19 protein-coding genes are annotated in these 23,264 nt (G+C 40.4%); 7 read left to right on the top strand and 12 right to left on the bottom strand.

Annotated features, from left to right (window positions below):
• The first annotated feature begins 97 nt into the window (after positions 1-97).
• On the top strand, positions 98-886 hold the full coding sequence (locus tag J690_RS07495; protein ID WP_032035128.1) for an AraC family transcriptional regulator: 789 nt from the start codon (positions 98-100) through the stop codon (positions 884-886).
• On the opposite strand, the gene J690_RS07500 is transcribed toward J690_RS07495, so the two are convergent.
• From J690_RS07500 to J690_RS07515, 4 genes are read right to left on the bottom strand one after another with little or no spacing between them, the layout of a single operon-like run.
• Complete coding sequence (locus J690_RS07500) at positions 881-1,372, bottom strand: GNAT family N-acetyltransferase (protein ID WP_032035130.1); 492 nt, start codon at positions 1,370-1,372, stop codon at positions 881-883. The two genes, J690_RS07495 and J690_RS07500, sit on opposite strands and share 6 nt — an antisense overlap.
• The gene (locus tag J690_RS07505) at positions 1,369-2,133 is read right to left on the bottom strand and encodes an ABC transporter ATP-binding protein (RefSeq protein WP_032035132.1); all 765 of its coding nucleotides are present in this window, start codon (positions 2,131-2,133) and stop codon (positions 1,369-1,371) included. The genes J690_RS07500 and J690_RS07505 overlap by 4 nt, the downstream gene beginning before the upstream one ends.
• A complete protein-coding gene (locus tag J690_RS07510; protein WP_075383023.1) occupies positions 2,130-3,140 on the bottom strand; it encodes a FecCD family ABC transporter permease in 1,011 nt (336 codons plus the stop codon). Before J690_RS07510 ends, J690_RS07505 begins: the two co-directional genes overlap by 4 nt.
• A gap of 2 nt (positions 3,141-3,142) precedes the next feature.
• Positions 3,143-4,162: an ABC transporter substrate-binding protein gene (locus tag J690_RS07515; RefSeq protein WP_032035136.1), complete on the bottom strand. Its 1,020-nt coding sequence runs from the start codon at positions 4,160-4,162 to the stop codon at positions 3,143-3,145.
• A gap of 323 nt (positions 4,163-4,485) precedes the next feature.
• Here J690_RS07515 and J690_RS07520 point away from each other — a divergent pair, with 323 nt between their 5' ends.
• Positions 4,486-5,829, top strand: coding sequence for a PepSY-associated TM helix domain-containing protein (locus tag J690_RS07520; RefSeq protein WP_032035138.1), 1,344 nt, complete (start codon positions 4,486-4,488; stop codon positions 5,827-5,829).
• A 116-nt stretch (positions 5,830-5,945) separates the two neighbouring features.
• Here the strand turns inward: J690_RS07520 and J690_RS07525 are convergent, their stop codons facing one another.
• The 4 genes from J690_RS07525 to J690_RS07540 form a co-directional block, all read right to left on the bottom strand.
• A complete protein-coding gene (locus tag J690_RS07525) occupies positions 5,946-6,818 on the bottom strand; it encodes an NAD(P)-dependent oxidoreductase (RefSeq protein ID WP_032035140.1) in 873 nt (290 codons plus the stop codon).
• Positions 6,818-8,194: an MFS transporter gene (locus J690_RS07530; protein ID WP_032003681.1), complete on the bottom strand. Its 1,377-nt coding sequence runs from the start codon at positions 8,192-8,194 to the stop codon at positions 6,818-6,820. Before J690_RS07530 ends, J690_RS07525 begins: the two co-directional genes overlap by 1 nt.
• Before the next feature lie 33 nt (positions 8,195-8,227).
• Positions 8,228-9,199 (bottom strand): D-erythronate dehydrogenase, encoded by a 972-nt coding sequence (denD, locus tag J690_RS07535; RefSeq protein WP_032035142.1) that lies wholly within the window; start codon positions 9,197-9,199, stop codon positions 8,228-8,230.
• Between the two features lie 213 nt (positions 9,200-9,412).
• A complete protein-coding gene (locus J690_RS07540) occupies positions 9,413-10,348 on the bottom strand; it encodes a LysR family transcriptional regulator (protein ID WP_032035143.1) in 936 nt (311 codons plus the stop codon).
• A 111-nt stretch (positions 10,349-10,459) separates the two neighbouring features.
• Between J690_RS07540 and J690_RS07545 the strand changes: the two genes are divergently transcribed.
• The 3 genes from J690_RS07545 to J690_RS07555 all read left to right on the top strand — a co-directional run bounded on the left by J690_RS07545 (position 10,460) and on the right by J690_RS07555 (position 15,104).
• Positions 10,460-11,635 carry a fumarylacetoacetate hydrolase family protein gene (locus tag J690_RS07545; RefSeq protein WP_032035144.1) on the top strand — a complete coding sequence of 392 codons (1,176 nt, stop codon included), beginning with the start codon at positions 10,460-10,462 and terminating at the stop codon, positions 11,633-11,635.
• An 87-nt stretch (positions 11,636-11,722) separates the two neighbouring features.
• Positions 11,723-13,510 carry an IlvD/Edd family dehydratase gene (locus tag J690_RS07550; protein WP_032035146.1) on the top strand — a complete coding sequence of 596 codons (1,788 nt, stop codon included), beginning with the start codon at positions 11,723-11,725 and terminating at the stop codon, positions 13,508-13,510.
• Between the two features lie 16 nt (positions 13,511-13,526).
• Complete coding sequence (locus tag J690_RS07555) at positions 13,527-15,104, top strand: aldehyde dehydrogenase (NADP(+)) (RefSeq protein ID WP_032035148.1); 1,578 nt, start codon at positions 13,527-13,529, stop codon at positions 15,102-15,104.
• An 81-nt stretch (positions 15,105-15,185) separates the two neighbouring features.
• Here J690_RS07555 and J690_RS07560 read toward each other — a convergent pair whose 3' ends face one another.
• Positions 15,186-15,806 carry a TetR/AcrR family transcriptional regulator gene (locus tag J690_RS07560; protein WP_032035150.1) on the bottom strand — a complete coding sequence of 207 codons (621 nt, stop codon included), beginning with the start codon at positions 15,804-15,806 and terminating at the stop codon, positions 15,186-15,188.
• A gap of 166 nt (positions 15,807-15,972) precedes the next feature.
• Between J690_RS07560 and J690_RS07565 the strand changes: the two genes are divergently transcribed.
• Both J690_RS07565 and J690_RS07570 read left to right on the top strand, forming a co-directional pair.
• The gene (locus tag J690_RS07565; protein ID WP_032035152.1) at positions 15,973-17,550 is read left to right on the top strand and encodes an MFS transporter; all 1,578 of its coding nucleotides are present in this window, start codon (positions 15,973-15,975) and stop codon (positions 17,548-17,550) included.
• Positions 17,547-18,632: an HlyD family secretion protein gene (locus J690_RS07570; RefSeq protein WP_032035154.1), complete on the top strand. Its 1,086-nt coding sequence runs from the start codon at positions 17,547-17,549 to the stop codon at positions 18,630-18,632. Before J690_RS07565 ends, J690_RS07570 begins: the two co-directional genes overlap by 4 nt.
• Positions 18,633-18,692: 60 nt before the next feature.
• Here J690_RS07570 and J690_RS07575 read toward each other — a convergent pair whose 3' ends face one another.
• The 3 genes from J690_RS07575 to aptA form a co-directional block, all read right to left on the bottom strand.
• Positions 18,693-20,084: an amino acid permease gene (locus tag J690_RS07575; RefSeq protein ID WP_032035156.1), complete on the bottom strand. Its 1,392-nt coding sequence runs from the start codon at positions 20,082-20,084 to the stop codon at positions 18,693-18,695.
• Positions 20,085-20,187: 103 nt separating this feature from the next.
• Positions 20,188-21,756 (bottom strand): CoA-acylating methylmalonate-semialdehyde dehydrogenase, encoded by a 1,569-nt coding sequence (locus tag J690_RS07580; protein WP_032035158.1) that lies wholly within the window; start codon positions 21,754-21,756, stop codon positions 20,188-20,190.
• 110 nt (positions 21,757-21,866) lie between these two features.
• Entirely contained in the window at positions 21,867-23,249 is a 1,383-nt protein-coding gene (aptA, locus tag J690_RS07585) for an omega-aminotransferase AptA (RefSeq protein WP_081405089.1), read from the bottom strand.
• Between the last annotated feature and the right edge of the window lie 15 nt (positions 23,250-23,264).

Below are 23,264 nucleotides of genomic sequence, written 5' to 3' on the forward strand. Positions count from 1 at the left end.
GTTATCTTCCTCACGTTTATAGAGGCATGATATAAAATAGCTCTGTGGCAAACTAACGTAGAAAAGCCATCTTTTTATTTTTTTCAGCCAAAAATATATGCGTAATATTTCAATTAACGAGGTAGACCATCTACCACAAGCAGTTTTAGCGTTAGGATCGGACTATCCTGCTGATACCTTGTTAGATACGCATAGCCATCGCCGTGCTCAGTTCTTATATGCACCCGAAGGGCTTATGAAAGTTGAAACTGAAGATGGACAATGGCTCGTGTTACCGTACAGTGGTGTATGGATACCCGCAGGCAAACCACATCAGGTATGGCTATCTAAAGTTAGTACTTATAGTTTGTATATAGAAATAAGTAATGCCCCAAGACAGGCAAAGTATTGCGAGGTTATACAAGTCTCGCCTTTGTTACATCAACTGCTCATTCAGGCAAATCAGCTACCTGTTGACTACCAGCATTCAAGCCGTGACGGCGCTCTTATCGATTTATTGTTATATGAACTAGAAGCTGCCCCAGCCCTGCCTCTATTTATTCCGCTACCTCACAACACATTACTATCTAAACAGTGTGCTGAGTTTATGAAGCATCCCGATATTCATAGCAGCCCTAAGGATTGGGCACATGAACACAATAAAAGTGAACGGACTTTTCACCGCTGGTTTAAGTCTGAAACTGGCATGTCCTTTCAGGCTTGGCGTAATCGAGTCTGCATCATCTATGCTTTAAATGCCTTAAAAGCGAATATCTCAATTACTGAAATTGCTTTTAGTTTGGGCTATGAACACTCGGCAGCTTTTACTGCAATGTTCAGTAAAATTATGGGTTATCCGCCTACCCATTTTCAAAAAAGATTTCATGCGCATGATAAAGCACTATAAAGATTTACTCATGTGAATGGTGTCATAGGTCTCGATCCACTCACGTTTAATAACGTCAAAGCCTTGTAGACGCCAAAACTCTTCAGCCGCTGGCAAAAATGGATGGGTATGCAAATACAAAGTGATAATTTCATTCTTCTGTGCATGGCTAAACAACATGTTACATAGCTGAGTTGCGATACCATTACGTCGGTATTCAGGCAATACAAATAATTTAACCACCTCAACCGTATTAAGCGGCAAATCTAAATCAAAGCGATGGTCATAAGCCCGATATGCAATCGTGCCAATAATGCGGTTTTGGTCTTTTACTGTAATGAAACAACCCAATCGGTCATGGACATAAAATTGTTCAAAATTTTTTAAATCTCTGGGAATGTGCCCATGATAAATTTCTGGAAATAAGAGCTGCCTTGTATAAAGCGCAAACTCTACCGCAGGCTCATAGTCTGTTTTTCCAACCACCTGATAATTCAACATATTCATAGCCACGAATGATCAGGAATAACAATAGTTTTGTCTTGAATCATGGCTTCATGAAACTCAACATCGTAGACACTTTTTAAAAACTTCGGATCGGTTATTCGTGTTTTAGACTCAGGCTTAACCACTTCATGTTGGCGCATAAAAAACAAATGGTCTGCAAATAAAAAAGCCAAATTGGGATCATGCATAATCGCAATCACCGTAAAATTTTGCCGCGACAACTGACGCAATTTTTTCATTAAGTAAGACTGGTAATAAACATCGAGATGGTTGGTTGGCTCATCAAGCAAAATGACTTTCGGTGCTTGTACTAAAATGCGGGCAATCATAACCAATTGCCGTTCACCTCCCGATAGTTCGGTATAAGGACGGTCACGCAAATGCTCGATGTCTAAATCAAGTAAAGCTTGATCTACACGCTCCCAGTCTGATTTTGAAGGCCTATATCTGCTAAAAGCGGCACGTCCCGTAATCACCACATCTTTAACCAAAAATGGGAATACGGTTTTATGAAACTGCGGTAAAAAGCCGAGTAAGGCTGCCCGATCTTTCCCGTTAAAGTCCGATAGTGGTTTTCCAGAGTAACGAATCAACCCATCTTTTACAGGTTCTAGGCCCGCCATCAATTTAAAAAGTGTCGATTTTCCGCAACCATTACGCCCTAAAATCACTGAAAACTGATTTTCAGGAAACTCCAGATGAATATTTTTAAGGACCTGTTTGTGCCCATAGGCATAATTTAACTGATCAATTTGAATCATGCCCAATGAGTCCTCTGTGTTTTCATTAATAATAAGAAAAATGGCGCACCAAGTAACATGGTAAAAATACCAATTGGTATTTCAAACGTTAGTAAAACCCGAGAAAAATTATCAATCAACAGGAGAAAACTGCCGCCCAACACCATATTGGCAGGAATACTGTAGCGGTGATCTGGCCCAACCAACATTCTCACAATATGCGGCATAAATAACCCATATAAACTAATAATGCCGGCCGCAGCCACAGAAGTTGATGTACATACAGTCACTAGCGCAATTAAAAGAAGTTGTTCCCACCTTGGGTTAACACCCACGGCCTGCGCTTCTTCAGCACCGAGTGCCATTAGGTTTAGGCGCCAACGCATCGCAAATAATCCAGCAAGACCAATACAAATAGGCAGCACGGCATATTGAACCTTTTGCCAAGACGCCTGATGTAAGTTGCCCATCGTCCATTGCACGATCGCTTGTAATTTAAATGGATCACTTAAATATTGAATAATCGTGAGACCTGCTAAAAACAGCCCCGAAACAATCATGCCCGATAAAATTACCATGACTAAAGACGTCTGGCTTTCGTGTTTTTGATGCGCAAATAAATATGTTAAGCCAACAGCACACACACCAAAAATAAAGGCTGATAGATTTGGCGAAAGCCAACTTAAAGAAAGTGCTAAAGCTGCACCAAACGCCGCACCAGATGAAATACCGAGTACATATGAGTCAACTAAAGGATTACGAAACAATGCCTGTAAACCATTTCCCGCAGTTGCTAACGCAGCTCCCACCATAAAGGTCAGTAAAATTCTGGGTAATCTCACATTTACGAGAATGTTTTGCATCAGTCTAAATTGCTCAGCATCAAAATATGGCGTACCAAACACCGCTTGCACACCCCACCGCAAATAATCCCATGCACTCAATGTTTGAGTTGGCCCAATAAGCAGTGAGATAAAAATCATGAGGAAAGGTAAAGGGTAAAACCAATAATATTTCAGTTTTTCCATTTTTATTGCACCATCGCTTTGGCAAGGTGTTCACCATACAACTTGGTTAAAATACGCTGTTGTAAAGCACTTACAGGTAAATCGGACTGTTCGGGATAAATACTGTGATTCAAATAAATCGCCGTAATAATAATTTTGATGGTGTGTGGGTTATATATAAATGCAGGACTCAAATTAAATACCTTTCGGTTTTGCACAGCACTTAAACCCTGTAATTCTTTTCGTTCATAAATCAGTTGGGGGTTGGTATTCCAAAGCACAATATTGTCGGGGTTCCATTCAATTAAAGTCTCGGGATTTACATTGGGTTGATTCGTATTGGTCTGAACAATGTTGTACGCACCCGCCAGTTCAATAAAATCATTGGTAATCGACTGACGTCCCGAGGTAGAAAAAATACGTCCTCCTGACCATACATAGTAAATCGATTGCTTATTTGGCTGACGTGCAGTTTTGGCTGCGACCTCCGCCACAATTTCATCAGAGAAATTTAAAATTTCCTGAGCTCGCTTTTGGGCGCCGCTCAGAATAGCAATTTCAGAAAGTTCTTCTTTTACTTGCTGGTAGGTACTGGACTCCATGACATATACAGCAATGCCGAACTGCCGTAACAGTTCAATTGTTTGAGTCTGCCCGCTCCCTACAATCACCAGATCAGGTTTTAACAACACAAGACTTTCAATATTGGTTGCATTTGCCCCTTGTGAAGGCGCCGCAAGCTGTTTATTGGCAATACGCTTATCTATTTTTGAATAAGCATTGAATAATAAAGGTTGGATGTATACTTCGGCTGGTATGCCAATCACTTTATGACCTTGCCCTAACATATAGAGGCCATCTAAACCCGACTCAAACAAAGAAACAATTCTTTGGGCGGGTTTGGCTACACAGACTTTTGTATTTGTACTATCAAAGACACAGATCGAATGGGCTGCTAACTTTTCTTGTGCTTTACCACTTTGTTCAGATGAAGAACATCCATATAAGATGAATAAAGTGAGTAATGAAGCTAATAACTTCATTACGGCATGCCTTGCACAAATACAGTGCAAAATAAAAAGACGTGCCCATTTGGTGCATTTTTCATGTAAAAAAAACACCATAAGGGAGCAAGACGGTTTGAATCATGGTTAATACAGCGGTCAAATTAAATGTAATAGCTAAGATATTAAAGAGTAAGCAAAAAAAACGCCAAATTTACCAAGTAATAAAAACTATTTAATTATTAGGCCAAAAGTTTACAAGGTGGCTAATCAAATAATTTAATAGTGGTTACCACTCAATCAACATTAAAATAAATAACTCGTTATAATCCAGCCCAAAATCTGATAGACATTATCTTCCGATGCTGACCCAATCATCTTTCTGGCGTAGTCTTTACCGTTTAATTCATATTTATGCCGGTATTTTTATTGCACCATTTATCTTGTTCGCAGCAATCACTGGTTTACTTTATGCTATTACACCACAACTTGAACAAGCCATTTATAAAGATGTTCTATATATTGAGCCACTGAATCAAACACCACACAAGCTGAGCCAGCAAATTGAAGCTGCAAAGCAAGTAATGCCAAAGTCTGCACAGGTAATTGAAGTTAGGCCAGCCCCAAGCTCTGATCAGACAACACGTGTAATTTTTTCAGACTCTATCCACGATTTTACAAGTGAAGCCGTTTTTATTGATCCTTTTACACTTAAAGCCAAAGGTCATCTAGCGGTTTATGGTACCAGTGGGGTTCTGCCATTTCGCACTACGCTCGACCAGTTACATAGCAATTTATTACTAGGAAAATGGGGCCGCTTTTATAGTGAACTGGCGGCAAGCTGGTTAGCCATTTTGACTTTAACTGGACTGTATAATTGGTGGAAACGGCGTCAAAATCTTAAAATCAGGCAAACACAAAAAAATAGATTACTAAGATGGCATAGCACGTTGGGTTTAACTTTATTTCCTCTCTTATTAATAATCGCCGTTACAGGTCTTACATGGTCTGAATGGGCTGGAGATAATATTCGAGTTGCTCGTCAGTGGTTTAACTGGCAAACCCCAACTTTAGCAACTTCTCTTCAAACAGATAATTTACCTACAGTGATGCACCATGAACATCACGAGATGCCTCATAGTGAAAATCTTAATTTAAATATTATCTCTACTGAGTACGATATTGCTCTTTCAATCGCCAGAGCACATGGCATTGATGCAGCACAGATACAAATCAAACCACCGACTAGTGGAAATCAAGCTTGGACTGTAGCCGAAATTCAGCGTAAATGGCCAACTCAAGCAGACAGTATCGCCATAGATATGGAACAACACAAAGTCATCGATCAACTTGCGTTTAAAGACTATTCGCTAGTGGCAAAACTCACTCGTTGGGGAGTTGATGCGCATATTGGGGTTTTATTTGGCTGGATAAATCAATTGGTACTGGCACTTTATGCTTTCGCACTGTGTATTATGATTATTTACGGATATAGAGCTGCGTTTAAAAACTCGAATTTAAAACTTATGACAACCCATTTTGTTGGTCAAAGCTTATTGATTTGGAATCGTGCAACTAGCTCACAAAAAATATGGTTAATATTGGTGGGGATCGTGTTAGGTCTCAGCTTACCTGTTTTTGGTTTTAGTATTTTATTTACACTGTTTATCTTTGCTATGCGTAAATATATTCCGTCTAAATCGTAAATAAAATTTCAATAACCACTAATTATTTTTCTTATTACAAAATCTAAGCATCAACCATAAAAAAAGCGGTACTTGATTATGTCTATTCATCAAGTACCGCTAAATTTAAAGCAATTTCACACTGGGTTCATTCGCTCAAGTTCAAGGATTAAACCAGAATGATCAAGTTCACCGTCTCCGGCAGCCAGCATATTTTCAAATAATTGGCTGACTTGTTGGGCAACAGGTAAATTTAACTCTAAGGATTTAGCATAACTAACGGCTGTATGAATATCTTTATGCTGGTTTCGAGCAGTACCTCCCGGTTTAAAATTTCGACTTAACATACGCTCGCCATGTTGCTGTAAAATTGGAGAATCTGCAAAACCTCCTGTGAGTGCTTGTTTGAGCTTAATAGGATCAGCTCCAGCTTTACTGGCAAGCAATAAGCCCTCGCTTACAGTTGCAATGGTAGTTGCTACTATCATTTGATTGACAAGTTTTGCGAGCATTCCACAGCCAGCCCCGCCCACTAAAATTGGGCGTCCCATTGCACTTAAAATAGTTTCAGCTTGTGAAAATGTTTTAGCTTCACCACCTACCATAATAGCAAGACTTGCATTTTGGGCGCCTTTTTCTCCACCAGAGACTGGAGCATCTAAATATTTAAATCCTCTTTCTCTGCATTTTTCACTTTGTGCTTTTGCAACATCAACGGGTATCGAACTCATGACAATGACCGTACTTTCAGGTTTTAGCTGTGAAGTCGCGCCGTGTTCTTTAAACAGGATTTCATCACAGGTTTTTCCATCGCTAAGCATACAGACTAGAAACTCTACATCTTTCCCGACTTGTTTAAGGTCAGAGCAAACTTGGGCACCAGCTTCTTTTAAACTATCTGCTTTAGATAAAGTTCTATTCCAAACCTTAATTTGATGGCCTGCTTTTAGTAAATGCATAGCCATCGGTAGTCCCATAATGCCTGTACCCACAAATCCGATGGTCGCCATTATTTCATCTCCGTAGCAGTTCGAACTTTAAGTTGCTGCTGTTCTACTTTTAAGCTATTCGATTTTAACTTTGCTAATAACAACAAGCCCAAACCACCCATTGCTACAAAGCCAGCAATAGCAAGGAATGCCACTGTATAGGTGCCTGTGGTGGTATATAAATAGCCTGTTAAATATGGACCAGTAAAACCACTTAAATTACCTACCGAGTTAATTAACCCAATTCCAGCTGCGGCACCCACACCCGTTAGAGTTTGCCCAGGAATGGTCCAGAAAATGTTAATTGCGCTAAATACACCAATCGCAAGAAGAATAAAGCCCACAATAATTGCCCAAGGCTGATTCACAATCAGTGCAATCGCAATAGCTAACGCTGCCATAAGTGCAGCACAAGCACCGTGTTTATAACGCTCTTGTTTACGGTCAGAACGGCGGCTCCATAGCACCATTCCAACAGCTGCAAATGCATATGGAATTGCGGTAAGTAAACCATTTTGAATAAGGCTAATCTGCATACCAAATGTGTTACGGAATGACTCTAAAACACTTGGTAAGAAGAAGAACATTGCATTTGAACCGGAAGTAATTCCAAAATAAACAACCGCCATAATCCAAACTAAAGGATTTTTAAATACTTGTTTAATGAGTTCACCTTTAGTTAAAGCAGCATCGGCAGATTGCTCTTTTTCTCTTTCTTCACGTTCAAGCGTATTCATAAGCCATTGACGCTGCTCAGCTGTTAACCACTCTGCTTCTTTTGGGTTATTGGTTAAATATTTAAGGCAAATTAGTCCTAAAATAATGGAAGGAATCCCTTCTAGCACATACATCAAACGCCAACCTTCATAGCCAATGGTATTGCCCCATTGCATAAGGCCGACTGAAATTGGTGCTCCAATAATTTGAGCAATTGGCAATCCAAGATAAAATGTGGCAAAAACTCGGGCACGATATTTTGCAGGAAACCATAAGGTTAAATAAAAGATCACACCGGGAAAGAAACCTGCTTCAGCAATACCGAGTAAAAACCGTAAAACAATAAACTGCGTACCGCTATGAATAAACCCCATGAGTGCGGCAATAATTCCCCAAGTAATCATGATTCGGGCAATCCAGATCCGTGCGCCAAACCGATGAAGTAAAATATTACTTGGAACTTCTGCAATGAAATAACCTAGAAAAAATACCCCCGCACCTAGACCAAAAATGGTTTGAGTAATTCCAAGTGCATCATTCATATGTAGCGCAGCAAAACCAATATTGGTCCTGTCTAGAAATGCCATAATGAATAGAATAATGAGAAACGGGATAATTCGGTTCGAAATACGTTTAATTGTCTGCTCTTCGAGAGCAGTTACATTTTTGATATCTTCCATAATAACTCTCACATCAACTGGCGATCACTGCCATTAATTTTGGGTATCTTCTATATGTGCCTGAATCACGCTTTCAAAATTTTTATCTGCTTGGAAACCTAGAGATTCGGCATATTCAGCTTTCACCTGAACAGGCCAACTTTGAACAATACGTTGAATGGTTTTGTCTTCTTGCCATTGCACCAAATCAGTTGCTTGTTTGCCCGCAACTTTTTCAAGCGCCTCAAGCATTTCTTTAACCGTGACTGTTAATCCGGGTAACGGAATAATTCGGTTATCTTGAAGTACATCTGAAGAAATTGATGCCGCTTTAATCATTGATTCAACACAACGTCGCGGTGAAGTAACAAAGACTGGAGTATCTGCCGGTACTGGGCAAATGGCCGTTTCGCCTTTTAATGGTTCTCGGATGATTGAGCTAAAAAATGTCGATGCCGCTTTATTAGGTTTACCGGGACGAACCACAATAGTCGGTAGTCTTAAAATACGTCCATCAATAAAACCTTTTCTTGAGTAATCCGAGACCAGCAATTCTCCTACTGCTTTTTGCATGCCATACGACGACTTTGGTGTAACCACTGTCTCATCTGTCACAACTTCTGGTAATTGACCGCCAAATACAGCACAGCCACTAGCAAAAATAACTCGAGGCGTGGTTTGTTTCTTTCTTAATTCTTCTAATAAATTTAAGAGTCCATACAGATTAACATCCATACCTAAATCAAAATCAGCCTCCGCTGCCGAGCTCACCACAGCAGCCAAATGCCAAACGACATCAATATTTTCTGTAATATGAGCAACTGTAGTTTTATCGGTAATATCACCGACAATCACTTCAATTCTCGGGTCTTGAGGCAAATCATCGCCTGCAAATGCATCAAACAGAATAATTTTATCGATGGGCTCAGGTTTATTGTTATCTAAATTCAAACTGCCAGATTTTAAGATCTCTTTGGCAATTTGTTTTCCAATAAAACCTGTTCCACCAGTGATTAGCACATTCATACAGAGGTCCTTTCCTAGTTTTTATTCACTTAAAAACTTTTGTAATTGTCGTGAATTAAACGATAAGGAGTCCCTGCAATAATTTCCAATGAATAATTTCTAAATATTGATAACTTTTTAATATCAGTTTTGTGTTTATAAATTTACTCAATAAAGCAAGTTGTCTTTCAACTTGAAAACCTCAAACCGCTCCATGGCTTAAGGCTGAATACTTTATTTACGTTTCGCATTTTTAAGTAAGATATTTATAAATGCTGCTGCAATATCAGAAACTGGTTCATCTTTACGCGTCAAAATTCCATAATCCTGCGCATCTAAAATTAGATCTGTTTCTAAAATCTGCAATTGCCCTTCTTTTACCTGATCGATCACCATGGCTTCGGGTAACATTCCTACCATAGGCGCGCCTTTTAAGATCTGCAAAAAGGTCTGCATCGACATGGTATTGACTGTATTTAAAGGAATTTTGACTTTAGCTCGGGCAAATGCGCCTTCCATACGTTGTCGAATTGGCGTGCCTTTAGGGTAGAGTACCCACGGCCAATTTAATAATTCTTCTAGTTTACAAAACTTTTTCTTGGCACATGGATGAGCATTATTAACAACAATGCAAAACGGCTCCGGGCCTAAAGGTTGAAAATCAAAAAACTGACTTTGCGTCACATCGGTAAAACGGCCAATAGCTAAATCTAAAGTATGCTCACTTAGCATTTCCATTAAATGGTCACTGGTCTGCTCAACAACATCGATAGAAAGTAGTGGCCATTGTTTCTTAATCTCAATAATTGAGTTTGGAATCACCACAGCGGTTGCTGCAAAGATACCACCTACTTTTAAAAACCCGTGACCGCCTAACCGTAAAATTTCAATATCTTCGACAAAATGCTTTGCATCGTTTAATACACGCTGGGCATATCGAATTACATGTTCGCCTAAAGCCGTTACTGGCATATTTCGAGGTAATCGTTCAAAAACAGGAAAGCCCAGTAAACCTTCTATTTCCTTTAGCATTTTACTCACCGCAGGCTGACTTAGGTTCATCTGCTCGGCTGCCAAATGCATGTTATTGGTTCTCGCCAAAGTTTCTAACAACACCAGATGTTTGAATTTCAACCAATTATTTAAACTTGCGTAAGTTAAATCCGCCATTTTCAAAAATCCTTTTCGATAACTTTTCGTTATTAATAATTAAATTATTACGATTGGTGTTTATTAAATAAGAAACATATCATGATTTCAAATAAAAGAAGGATGCTTTAAATGAACTTTACGTTAAATTCCCAGAACTCATTACCAGACGATGCTACTCAAGGATGTTTAATTGGTCGCGCATGGATTCCCAACCAAATTTCTGGTCCATCTCCGATTCTTTTAAAAGGTGATCAGGTTTTTGATATTTCTGAAAAGTTCCACACTATTTCCCAGTTACTTGAGAGTTCAGATCCTTTAAAAGCTTTAGCTGAAATTGAAGGAAAATTAGTTGGCTCAATTGATGAGTTATTTGCCAATACAGTCGCTGAGCCAGATACAAATAAGGCATATTTTTTAGCCCCTATTGATCTGCAAGTGATTAAAGCAGCTGGTGTCACCTTTGCAGCAAGCATGCTAGAGCGTGTGATTGAAGAACAAGCGGGCGGCGATGCACAAAAAGCTCAATCGATCCGTGCAGTTGTGCAAGGCGTAATTGGCGATAATTTAAAAACAATTGAACCTGGTTCTGAAAAAGCACTTCAACTTAAAGAATATTTAATTGAACAAAAAATGTGGTCTCAATATCTTGAGGTGGGTATTGGTACCGACGCTGAAATTTTTACTAAAGCACCTGTCTTAGCAGCTGTGGGAACAGGCCAAAATATTGGTATTCACCCAAAGTCTGAGTGGAATAATCCAGAACCAGAAGTTGTATTGGTTGCAAATAGCCAAGGTAAGATTTTAGGTGCGACTTTAGGTAACGATGTGAATTTACGGGACTTTGAAGGCCGTAGTGCCTTACTGTTGAGTAAAGCCAAAGATAACAATGCATCTTGTGCAATTGGACCGTTTATTCGCCTTTTTGACCATACTTTTACTTTAAATGATATCCGTGCTTGCGATGTTGAACTGCAAATTCAAGGTACAGATAACTTTGTGCTTAATGGTGTGAGTTCTATGTCTCAAATTAGCCGTGACCCGGAAGATTTAATTCAACAAACACTGAATGAAAATCACCAATATCCAGACGGTTTTGTTTTGTTCTTAGGTACTTTATTTGCACCGACTCAAGATCGAGAACAAGCTGGGGCTGGCTTTACCCATAAAGTTGGAGATGTGGTCCATATTCATTCACCTAAACTCGGCACTCTATACAACACGGTCATGACCAGTGACAAAGCAACGCCGTGGAATTTTGGAATAAATGCTTTGATGCGTAACTTGAAGCAGCGTGAATTACTATAATTTTCACGTATTATCGATCGTTTGAATTGCAAAATTCATCTCGTGAATAAACTAAATTTCAAAAAGTATGAGTGAAAGGATCAAAAAATGAATGATCAAAATAAACGGATTTTTTTACGTAGCCAAGAATGGTTTGATGATCCTGAACATGCTGACATGACAGCACTTTATGTTGAGCGTTATATGAATTATGGCCTGACCCGTGCCGAGCTACAATCCGGCCGCCCGATTATTGGGATTGCACAAACTGGCAGTGATTTAACTCCATGTAACCGTCACCACAAAGAACTTGCTGAACGCGTTAAAGCGGGTATTCGAGATGCGGGTGGTATTCCCATGGAATTCCCTGTCCACCCGATTGCAGAACAAACCCGTCGTCCAACTGCTGCACTTGACCGCAACTTAGCCTATTTAGGTTTAGTTGAAATCTTACATGGTTATCCACTTGATGGCGTGGTGCTAACCACAGGTTGTGACAAAACTACCCCTGCCTGTTTAATGGCAGCCGCAACAGCAGATATACCAGCAATCGTGTTATCTGGTGGGCCAATGTTAGATGGTCACTTTAAAGGTGAGTTAATTGGCTCAGGCACTGTGCTTTGGCATGCAAGAAATTTACTTGCCACGGGTGAAATTGACTATGAAGGGTTTATGGAAATGACCACTTCCGCATCCCCTTCGGTCGGGCATTGCAACACCATGGGTACTGCACTTTCAATGAATGCATTAGCAGAAGCTTTAGGTATGTCTTTACCGACATGTGCAAGCATTCCAGCGCCTTATCGCGAACGTGGGCAAATGGCCTATATGACTGGCAAAAGAATATGTGAAATGGTCCTAGAAGATTTACGACCATCTAAAATCATGAATAAACAATCATTTGAAAACGCCATTGCTGTAGCCTCAGCATTAGGTGCATCAAGTAATTGCCCTCCTCACCTCATTGCAATTGCTCGTCATATGGGGATTGAGCTGAGTTTAGAAGACTGGCAACGTGTTGGGGAAAGCATCCCGCTCATTGTGAACTGTATGCCGGCGGGTAAATATTTGGGTGAAGGTTTCCACCGTGCCGGTGGTGTTCCTGCTGTATTACATGAATTACAAAAAGCAGGTGTTTTATATGAAGACTGTGCATCAGTCAGCGGTAAAACGATTGGGGAAATTGCTAAAAATGCAAAAACCTCAAATGCAGATGTCATCTTCCCTTATGAACAACCATTGAAACATGGCGCTGGTTTTATCGTGCTGAGTGGTAATTTCTTTGACAGTGCCATTATGAAAATGTCTGTCGTTGGTGAGGCATTTAAGAAAACCTATTTATCTGACCCAAATAGTGAAAATAGCTTTGAAGCACGTGCAATCGTTTTTGAAGGTCCCGAAGACTATCACGCACGTATCAATGACCCTGCCTTAAACATTGATGAACATTGTATTTTGGTCATTCGTGGCGCAGGTACGGTAGGTTATCCGGGCAGTGCTGAAGTCGTCAATATGGCCCCACCCGCAGAGTTAATTAAAAAAGGAATTGACTCTTTGCCTTGTTTAGGTGATGGCCGTCAAAGCGGTACGTCTGCCAGCCCTTCTATTTTAAATATGTCACCCGAAGCGGCGGTAGGCGGTGGAATTGCCTTACTTAAAACCAATGACCGTTTACGTATTGATTTAAATAAACGTTCAGTCAACGTACTCATTTCTGACGAAGAGTTAGAACAACGCCGCCGTGAATGGAAACCGACGGTCTCTGCATCTCAAACACCTTGGCAAGAAATGTATCGCAACATGGTAGGTCAATTATCTACTGGTGGTTGTTTGGAACCCGCAACTTTATACATGCGAGTCGTAAACCAAGACAACCTTCCAAGACATTCTCATTAATTTCAGGATATTTGTTATGACCATTATCGGACACAACTTTATTGGCGGTTCACGTAGCGCACAAAGTTCTACTTTACTAAAAAGTGTAGATGCAACGACTGGCGAAACTTTGCCTTATGAATTTCACCATGCAACCGAGCAAGAGGTCAATCAGGCCTGTGAAGCAGCCAGTCAAGCTTTTAAGACTTACCGCCATACTTCACCTGAACAGCGCGCTACCTTTTTAGAAAATATTGCCGATGAGCTCGATGCATTAGGTACAGATTTTCTTGAAATTGTCTCACAAGAAACCGCTTTACCGCTGGCACGTTTGCAAGGCGAACGTGGCCGTACCAGTGGGCAAATGCGCCTATTTGCCAAAGTGTTACGTCGTGGTGACTTTTTAGGTGCGCGTATTGATACAGCCTTGCCTGAGCGTCAGCCTTTACCTCGCCCAGACTTGCGTCAGATTAAAATCGGTGTTGGCCCTGTGGCAGTCTTTGGGGCAAGTAACTTTCCGCTCGCTTTTTCAACTGCAGGAGGTGACACGGCTTCTGCACTCGCCGCAGGTTGTTCTGTAGTGGTAAAAGCCCATAGTGGACATATGGCCACAGCAGACTTTGTCGCTCAAGCAATTGAACGTGCCGTAGAAAAATCAAATATGCCTAAAGGCGTATTTAACATGATCTATGGTAATGGCGTGGGTGAACCACTAGTGAAACATCCTTTAATACAGGCTGTAGGTTTTACAGGTTCACTTCGTGGTGGCCGCGCTTTATGTGACATGGCCGCAGCCCGTCCACAGCCAATTCCAGTCTTCGCGGAAATGAGCAGTATTAACCCGATGCTGATGTTGCCGGAAGCCTTGAAAAACCGTGGCGAAAAAATTGCACAGGACTTAGCCGACTCAGTTGTTTTAGGCTGTGGTCAGTTTTGTACCAATCCGGGTTTAATTTTAGGTATTAAATCAGCCGAATTTACTCAGCTCATTAGCAACCTGACTGAAATTATGGGCGCTAAGCCTGCGCAAACTATGCTGAATGCCGGCACCTTAAAAAGTTATACCGCAGGTCTTGAGCACTTAACTGCACATCAAGGCATTGAACATTTGGCAGGTAAAACCCAGCAAGGCAATCAGGCGCAACCGCAACTGTTTAAAGCTGATGTTGAATTATTGCTAGCAGGCGACCAGCTTTTACAAGAAGAAATCTTTGGGCCAACCACAGTCATCATTGAAGTTGAAGATAAAGCCCAACTCATTCAGGCCTTACAAAGCATGAATGGGCAACTGACCGCGACTTTAATTGCTGATGAAGCAGACTTAACCGAGTTTGCAGATGTAGTTCCAGTTTTAGAGGAAAAAGCCGGTCGATTACTTATAAATGGCTACCCAACGGGTGTAGAAGTATGTGATGCCATGGTACCCGGCGGGCCATACCCAGCCACTTCAGATGCACGAGGTACTTCTGTTGGAACCTTGGCCATTGACCGTTACTTACGCCCTGTGTGTTATCAAAACTATCCGCAAAGTTTATTGCCAGAGGCTTTAAAAGACAGTAACCCGTTGCAGATTTTAAGATTGGTGAATGGTGAGATGACCAGAGAAGCGATCTAATCAATTAAAAAAAGAGACCACAAAATGGTCTCTTTTTAATTTCTACATCCAGAGCTTATAGATAGAATAAAATTTTCTAAATTAACTTGGTTTGTAATTGATATTTTTTAAAAATAAATCAACTGCATATTCAACCCAAGTGCTAATTTCATTCTCTGATATTAAATAATCAGGATGCGTCAAACATTTTAGATGAGCATCACTTCTTAATAACGATAAAAATATATTCGCAGCAACTTCTGAAGAAGAGCTTAATTCAATTTCGCCCTGTTTAACGGATTTTTCTAGATATCCTGCAATGATATTTGCTAGACGCTGTGGACCCAATTCAAAGAATTTTTCAGATAACTCAGGGAATCTTACAGCTTCTGCAATACAGACCCTAAAAAAAGCCAATCCTGAATGCGATAATATAAAACACAGATAGGTCTTCCCAATTTCAGTTAGAGCTGAGCGTAAATTGTCAGCTTTTGTCTCAACTAAAATAATTTGTTTTTGCATGTTGGTACATTGACGTTCAATCACCGCTGCAAACATCGCTTCTTTATTCTTATAGCAACCATACATCGTTGCTTTTGAAACCCCCGCTTCCTTTTGAATCATGTCTGTCGTTGTGCCACTAAAGCCGTGAATCAAAAAAAACTTTGTTGCTGCATCTAGAATTTTTTGATCTTTTTCATGAGCTTTCGTTAAACCAGACATATTGACCTTATAAAAATTTTAGCGATTTCGTTCTAAGTGTAACTCATCGAAAAGTTCAAAATCGAGAATTGACGGAAATTTAATTAAAGAGTAGAGTACCGATCGGTACAGTACAGTAAATATATACTCCGTGCAATGAATTGATGTTTAAGATTTAAGGTAAAAGATGAATACAAAGCCACTCATCGGTTTAGCAGGTGCAATATTTGCTGCAATGACTGTTGAATTTAATAACCGAATTACCAGCATTACTTTAGTCGACATTCGAGGTGCGATGGGCATTAGTGTCGACTCGGGTTATTGGGTTAACAGTATTTACGCAAGTGCAATGATTATTGGAATGATCCTGTCTACGAGTTGGGCAGTCATTTTCTCTATGCGCAGAGTTCTTCTTTTTGCCATAGGACTTTGCCTTTTTTCTAGCGTTTTAATCCCTTTTAGCCCAAATATCGAAATCTTTTATCTATTACGTGGCTTACAAGGGCTCGCCAATGGTTTAACCATTCCTTTGCTCATGGCCTGTGCGCTTAGATTTTTAGGACCTGATATTCGACTATGGGGCTTAGCCTGCTATGCATTAACTGCGACGTTCTTTCCCAACTTAAGTGCTGCACTCTCAGCTTTTTACTTAGATGTAATTGGATGGAAAATGATATTTTTTCAAACCATTCCTTTTTGTGCGCTAAGTGCTGCTCTGGTGTATTTTGGTATTCCCCAAGATCCATTGAATTATTCAAAAATAAAAACTTACGATTGGATGGGTGCCATTTTAGCGATTATTAGCTTAGCGAGCCTGAGTACCATGTTGTTGCATGGCAATCATTTAGATTGGTTCCATTCTAAATTCATTTGTGTATTAGCCTTAATCAGTGCGATTACTTTACCTTGGTTTTTCATACATGAATGGCGTTATCCGTCACCACTCATTAAACCGCAAATGCTCGAAATCCGAAATTTTGCTTATGCTGTTTTCGCACTCTTTTGCTTTGTCATTATTGGTATGTCCACCAGCACATTACCACTCAATTACTTAAGTGCTGTACATGGCTATAAACCCACTCAGACCATGTGGATTGGCTTACAAATTGCGGCCCTGCAATTTATCTATATTCCTATTGTTGTGAAGCTTTTAAATCAAGCTTGGGTGGATAGCCGATATGTACACGGATTTGGTTTACTTCTGGTCATTGCGGGTTGCCTAGGTGCAAGTCAACTTGATACCACATGGAATCAAGACCAATTTTATTTTTGGCATGCAATCTCATGTCTGGGGCAAACCTGTGTCGTGCTCTCGCTCTTAATGATGGGGACAAACAGTGTTCACCCAACTATGGCAATTTATGCATCCCCTATGATTAATACCCCGCGTGCGATTAGCGGTGTACTGGGTGTTTGTATTTTAGACTGGGTCAATCGAGTTCGCGGTGAATATCATTCAACCCGGCTGATTGAAAATACAGCCCAACCTGTTTTCCAAAATATTCAAGGCCCTGTTATTAACCCACTTACTCCACCTGTGCTCACCGCAAATGGTGCAGATCGTGTTTCAGGTGGTTTATCTGCCCTAAATTCTGCGATTCAAGCACAACAATCTGTTTTAGTTATTAGCGATCAATATCTCATCTTAGCTGGCCTTACCGCTATTTTGTTTATTGTGATGTTGATTTTGCCAGTTCGAACTTATCCGCCACGTATTGCTCTCATTAAGTTAATGAATAGTCATAACTCAGGAAAATCTTTATGAGTACTCTCGAAGCCCAAGACACCACCCGTACCGAACCACCCAAGTTAACCAAGGTGCAATTTCTCAAAAAGCATTGGGTTATGGCTATTGCGTTTATTATTGTCTTAGCATCTATTTTATGGGTTTTAAAACTTATATTTTTACCCTCTTCAATTGTTGAAACAGACGATGCGCGTGTGGATGTAGAGTACTCAACCATTGCCCCTAAAGTATCTGGCAATATTGAAGAAATTTATATTAAAGATCACCAGACCGTAAAAAAAGGCCAACTTTTAGCAAGAATTGATGCACGTGATTATCAAGCTGCTTTGGCTGAGGCTGAATCTAATTATGCAAAAGCACAAGCTGACGTGAGTGAAGCGATGCTGGCTGTTGAGAGACAACCGACTGTTATTCGAGAAACAGAAGCACAGCTAAGAAAAGTAGAAGCTGGAATTAAGCTCACAAAAGACAATACGGCGCGTTATGAGCAACTACAAGCACTTGGAGCGGAATCTAGATTAATTACCCAGCAGTCTAAGACTACATTGACTGAACAATATGCTGACTTAGACAGTAGTAAAGAAAAAGTGATTGATGCACAGTATCAGCTCAACCAATACAAGATTCAGGTACAAGCCAAACAAGCTGCTCTTAAACAAGCACAAGCCGCACTTGATAAAGCAAAACTGAATTTGAGCTATACAGAGGTTCGTGCGCCTATTGATGGCATGATTGGTCAAAAGTCAGCTAACGTAGGTAACTTTGTGAGCGCTGGTAATCCACTCATGGTGGTTGTTCCTTTAGATCAGGTTTATGTAGAAGCCAACTTCCGTGAAATTGAGTTAAAAAAGATCAAGATCGGACAACCAGTTAAAGTCTATGTAGATGCTTATAACGTTGAATTAAAAGGTGTGGTAGACAGCTTTTCTCCTTCTACTGGCGCATTTTTCTCTCCGATCTCTGCGACCAATGCAACTGGTAATTTTACCAAGATTGTTCAGCGTCTTCCTTTACGAATCAAGCTTATTGAAAATCAAAAAGACGTTAAATTATTACGCCCAGGTTTATCTGTTTTAGTCTCTATTGATACGACTAAATAGTTCGTCTAGATCTTGGAATATGAGAGAAAAAAAGAGACCTTTTACGGTCTCTTTTTTAATTTAATCTAAATTCATGGCAACCGCTCTGGTTGCTTTACGCTTTCGCGTGACGAACAACCCACAAACAACCACAAGCGAAGTTACACCTAAAGATAAAGTGGTTTCATAACTATATGCTGGCGAGAAGAACATGTAAGCCAATACACTTAAAATAATAATAATGACAAACCAAGTCAGCCATGGGAATAACCACATTTTAAATGGAATTTCCGCTCCAGCTGCTTCTAACTTATGTCTTAAACGTAGTTGTGAGAACGCAATAACCAAGTACACCAGTAATGCAATTGACCCTGTGCTTGAGAGCAATAAGCCAAATACTTTTCCAGGGAATACATAGTTAATGACACAACACACTAAACCAATGAAAGTTGAAGAAAATACTGCAATTGCAGGTACACCCGCATAATTGATTTTAGTTACGGCTTTAGGCGCTTCCCTACGAGGGCCCAAAAGAAATAGCATACGAGAAGACGTATAAATTGCGGCATTCATACAACTCGCAACGGCGATAAATACGACCGTATCAATGATGAGTTTAGTGCCCGGTACATTTAAGCTCATTAAAACGTATTGGAATGTCCCGTACTTCTGTAAATCTGGTGAACGCCAATCGACAAGTGAAACGGCAATGAACATCGAAACTACAAAGAAAAGAATAATACGGTACAGCACCAAGTTGGTGGCACGTCTGATTTTCTGTTTAGGGTTTGATGACTCTGCTGCGGCAATCGAGACAATTTCTACACCAAAGAATGAAAATGCCGTAATTAAAATTGCCGATAAAATGCCTCCCATACCGTGCGGCATAAAACCGGCGTTATTGTATAAATTGGCAACGCCGCTAACATTTTTAGCTAAAGGCCAAATACCTGAAATTGCCAAAATACCAATAATAATGAAACCGATAATGGCAACCACTTTAACTAAGGAAAACCAGAACTCAAACTCACCAAAACTTTTGGTACTAAAAAAGTTGGCCAAGCTTAGGAACACAATAAAACAGAACGCATAGATAGAAACTGAAACGTTCGGAAACCATGAATGTAAAATTTCAGCACCTGCAATGGCTTCAACTGGAATTGCAAGCACCCAAAACCACCAATATAACCAACCAATGGTAAAGCCTGCCCAAGGGCCAATCGCTTTACGGGCATATGTAGAAAATGAACCAGTGTCCGGCTCTAAAACGGCCATCTCACCCAACATTCGCATCACCAGAAATACCATAATGCTGGTAATCAGGTATGCAAGAATCACCGCTGGGCCTGCCTTGGCAATTGCAGAAGATGAGCCTACAAATAAACCTGCACCAATAACACCACCAATACTAATCATTGTGATATGGCGATTTGAAAGTCCTTCGCCTAATTTTTTTGTTGTATCATTATTCATATTTCAATCCTTAAAAATATATTTATAAAAACAATCTATTACATGTTTAAAATCCTACGGTAATGAAAAGGGAAAACCTGATGTTTTCCCCTTGTTGTAATAATTAATTTAAAGTTGGCATTGAAAATTGTTTTGCTTCACGGACCTGAGCAGATGGCCAACGTTGCGTAATAGTTTTACGGCGTGTGTAAAAACGGACGCCATCTGGACCATACGCATGTAAATCACCGAATAATGAACGCTTCCAACCACCAAAGCTATGGTAAGCAACAGGTACCGGTAAAGGTACATTAATACCGACCATACCAACTTGAATATGGCTACTAAAATAGCGTGCTGCTTCCCCATCACGGGTATAGATACAAGTACCATTACCATATTCATGGTCATTAATGAGTTGCATGGCTTCTTGCATAGTATTCACACGCATAACTTGTAACACAGGACCAAAAATCTCTTGCTGGTAGCTGGTCATGTTTGGTGTGACTTGATCAATTAAAGTTGGCCCAACAAAGAAGCCTTTTTCATAGCCTGCTGGTTTTGCATCACGGCCATCTACCACAATTTTTGCGCCTTGCTGTTCTGCACTTTGAATATAGGCTTGTACCTTGTCTTTATGTGCTTGAGTAATCAATGGGCCAAAATCATTGCTTGCATCTGCATAGTTGCCGAACTTCAATTTTTTCATTTCTTGAGTCAGCTTATCAATGACCACATCGGCAACTTCATCACCAATGGCAACTGCTACTGACAATGCCATACAACGTTCACCAGAAGAACCAAAAGCTGCGCCTAACAATGAAGTGACTACGTTATCAATATCGGCATCAGGCATAATAATCGCATGATTTTTTGCACCGCCTAATGCTTGGCAGCGTTTACCAGTTGAAGTGGCTGTACGGTAAATATATTCAGCAATTGGTGTTGAACCCACAAAGCTAACCGCCTGAATACGAGGATGATGTAATAAAGCATCTACCGCTTCTTTGTCACCATTCACCACGTTAAACACGCCGTCAGGTAAACCCGCTTGTTTTAATAATTCTGCAAGGTATAAAACCACAGAAGGCGCTTTTTCAGAAGGTTTTAAAATAAAGCAGTTACCGCAGACCAGTGCCATTGGGAACATCCATAAAGCCACCATGGCCGGGAAGTTAAACGGTGTAATGCCAGCCACAACACCTAACGGTTGGAACTCGCTCCATGAGTCGATATCTGGACCGACATTTTTTGAATATTCCCCTTTTAAAAGCTCTGGTGCGCCACAAGCATATTCAACATTTTCAATACCACGTTGTAATTCGCCTTGAGCATCATGAGAAATTTTACCGTGCTCTTGTCCAATCAAAGCGCAAATCTTTTCGGCATTTTGCTCTAATAATTGTTTGAACTTAAACATGACACGCGCACGTTTAATGACTGGTGTATCGCGCCATGCAGGAAATGCTTGCTCGGCTACCTGAACTGCCTCATTTACCGTTTGAGGATCTGCAATTTCAACCTCTTTACTAATTTCACCCGTCGCAGGATTGTAAACTGGCTGTTTTCTTGCCGTTTTAGATACAATTCTTCCTTGAATGAAATGCCCTAGCACTTTTTTGGCTTGTTCACTATGCGTACTATTTTCAGTTGAAACTTCTTCATAGCTAAAATCTTCTAGGCCATTTGTCATTGTTGTTACTCCTTACTACAATTAGTTTTTAGATCAAACTGTATTTTTCATTTAGATTTAGAAAATGGGTCTGTTGGCATTACAGACCTTGGTAAAATACCTAATAAACCTTAATTCACTTGATAAAGTGCATCGCCCACGGCATTCATTAAGCGGTCAATATCTGCTTCTGTACCGTTAAACATTGGACCGAACTGAAGCGTGTCGCCTCCAAAGCGAACATAGAACCCTTCTTTCCAAAGTTTCATACCAAGCTCAAAACCTCGGATTGTGGCATCGCCATCACGCGGAGCTAACTGCAACGCACCAATCAAGCCACAGTTGCGAATATCTAAAATGTGCGGTGCGCCTTTTAAACCATGCAGCATTTTTTCAAAACTTGGAGCTAACGCCGCAGATTGAGCCAACAGGTTTTTCTTTTCTAAAACTTCAAGCGCAGCTAAAGCAGCCGCACAAGCAACTGGATGTGCCGAATAGGTATAGCCGTGGGTAAATTCAATAGCATGTTCAGGTAACTCTTGCTGCATAAAGGCAGAATAAATTTCATGGCTTGCCACCACACCACCTAAAGGAATGGCACCATTGGTCACTTGTTTCGCAAAGTTCAAAATATCTGGTGTTACCCCAAAGTATTCTGCCCCTGTCCACGTTCCTAAACGCCCAAAACCTGTAATCACCTCATCAAAAATTAACAAGATGTCATGCTGATCACAGATCTCTCTTAAACGTTGTAAATAGCCCGTTGGCGGTACAATACAACCTGCTGAACCAGAAATAGGTTCAACAATGACGGCTGCAATATTTGAAGCATCGTGTAGCTCAATTAACTTAAGCATTTCATTGGCAAGTTCTACCCCACCTGTTTCTGCACCGCCTTTGGTAAATGTTAAATTTGGCTGCAAGGTATGCGGTAAATGGTCTACATCCATAAGCTGACCAAACATTTTACGGTTGCCACCAATACCACCTAAGCTTGTTCCCGCAACGTTTACACCATGATAGCCACGTGCACGACCAATCAATTTGGTTTTACTTGGTTTACCTTTAATACGCCAATACGCACGTGCCATTTTGATCGCCGTATCTGCCGACTCTGAGCCCGAGTTGGTAAAGAAAACATGTTGTAGTTTTTCAGGCATATGCTGAACAATTTTATCTGCCAGCTTAAAAGACAACGGGTGACCAAACTGGAACGCTGGTGAGTAGTCGAGCTGACCTAATTGAGCACTTACAGCTTGTTGAATTTCAGGAAGCGTATGACCAGCACCACACGTCCATAGGCCTGAGAGTGAGTCATAAATTTCACGGCCCGAATCATCAATTAAATACGACCCTTTGGCACCCACAATCATACGTGGGTCTTTAGCAAAGTTTCGGTTTGCTGAAAAAGGCATCCAGTGTGCCTGATAATTTATATACATATTATTATTGGTTTGAACCGCGTCCAAAGTATGTTCAGAGTCGCTGAATTTATCCGTATCAAACATAACCATTCCTGTTTATTTTCA

The sequence above is a fragment of the Acinetobacter sp. 742879 genome, assembly GCF_000588535.1.
Taxonomy (GTDB): domain Bacteria; phylum Pseudomonadota; class Gammaproteobacteria; order Pseudomonadales; family Moraxellaceae; genus Acinetobacter; species Acinetobacter pittii.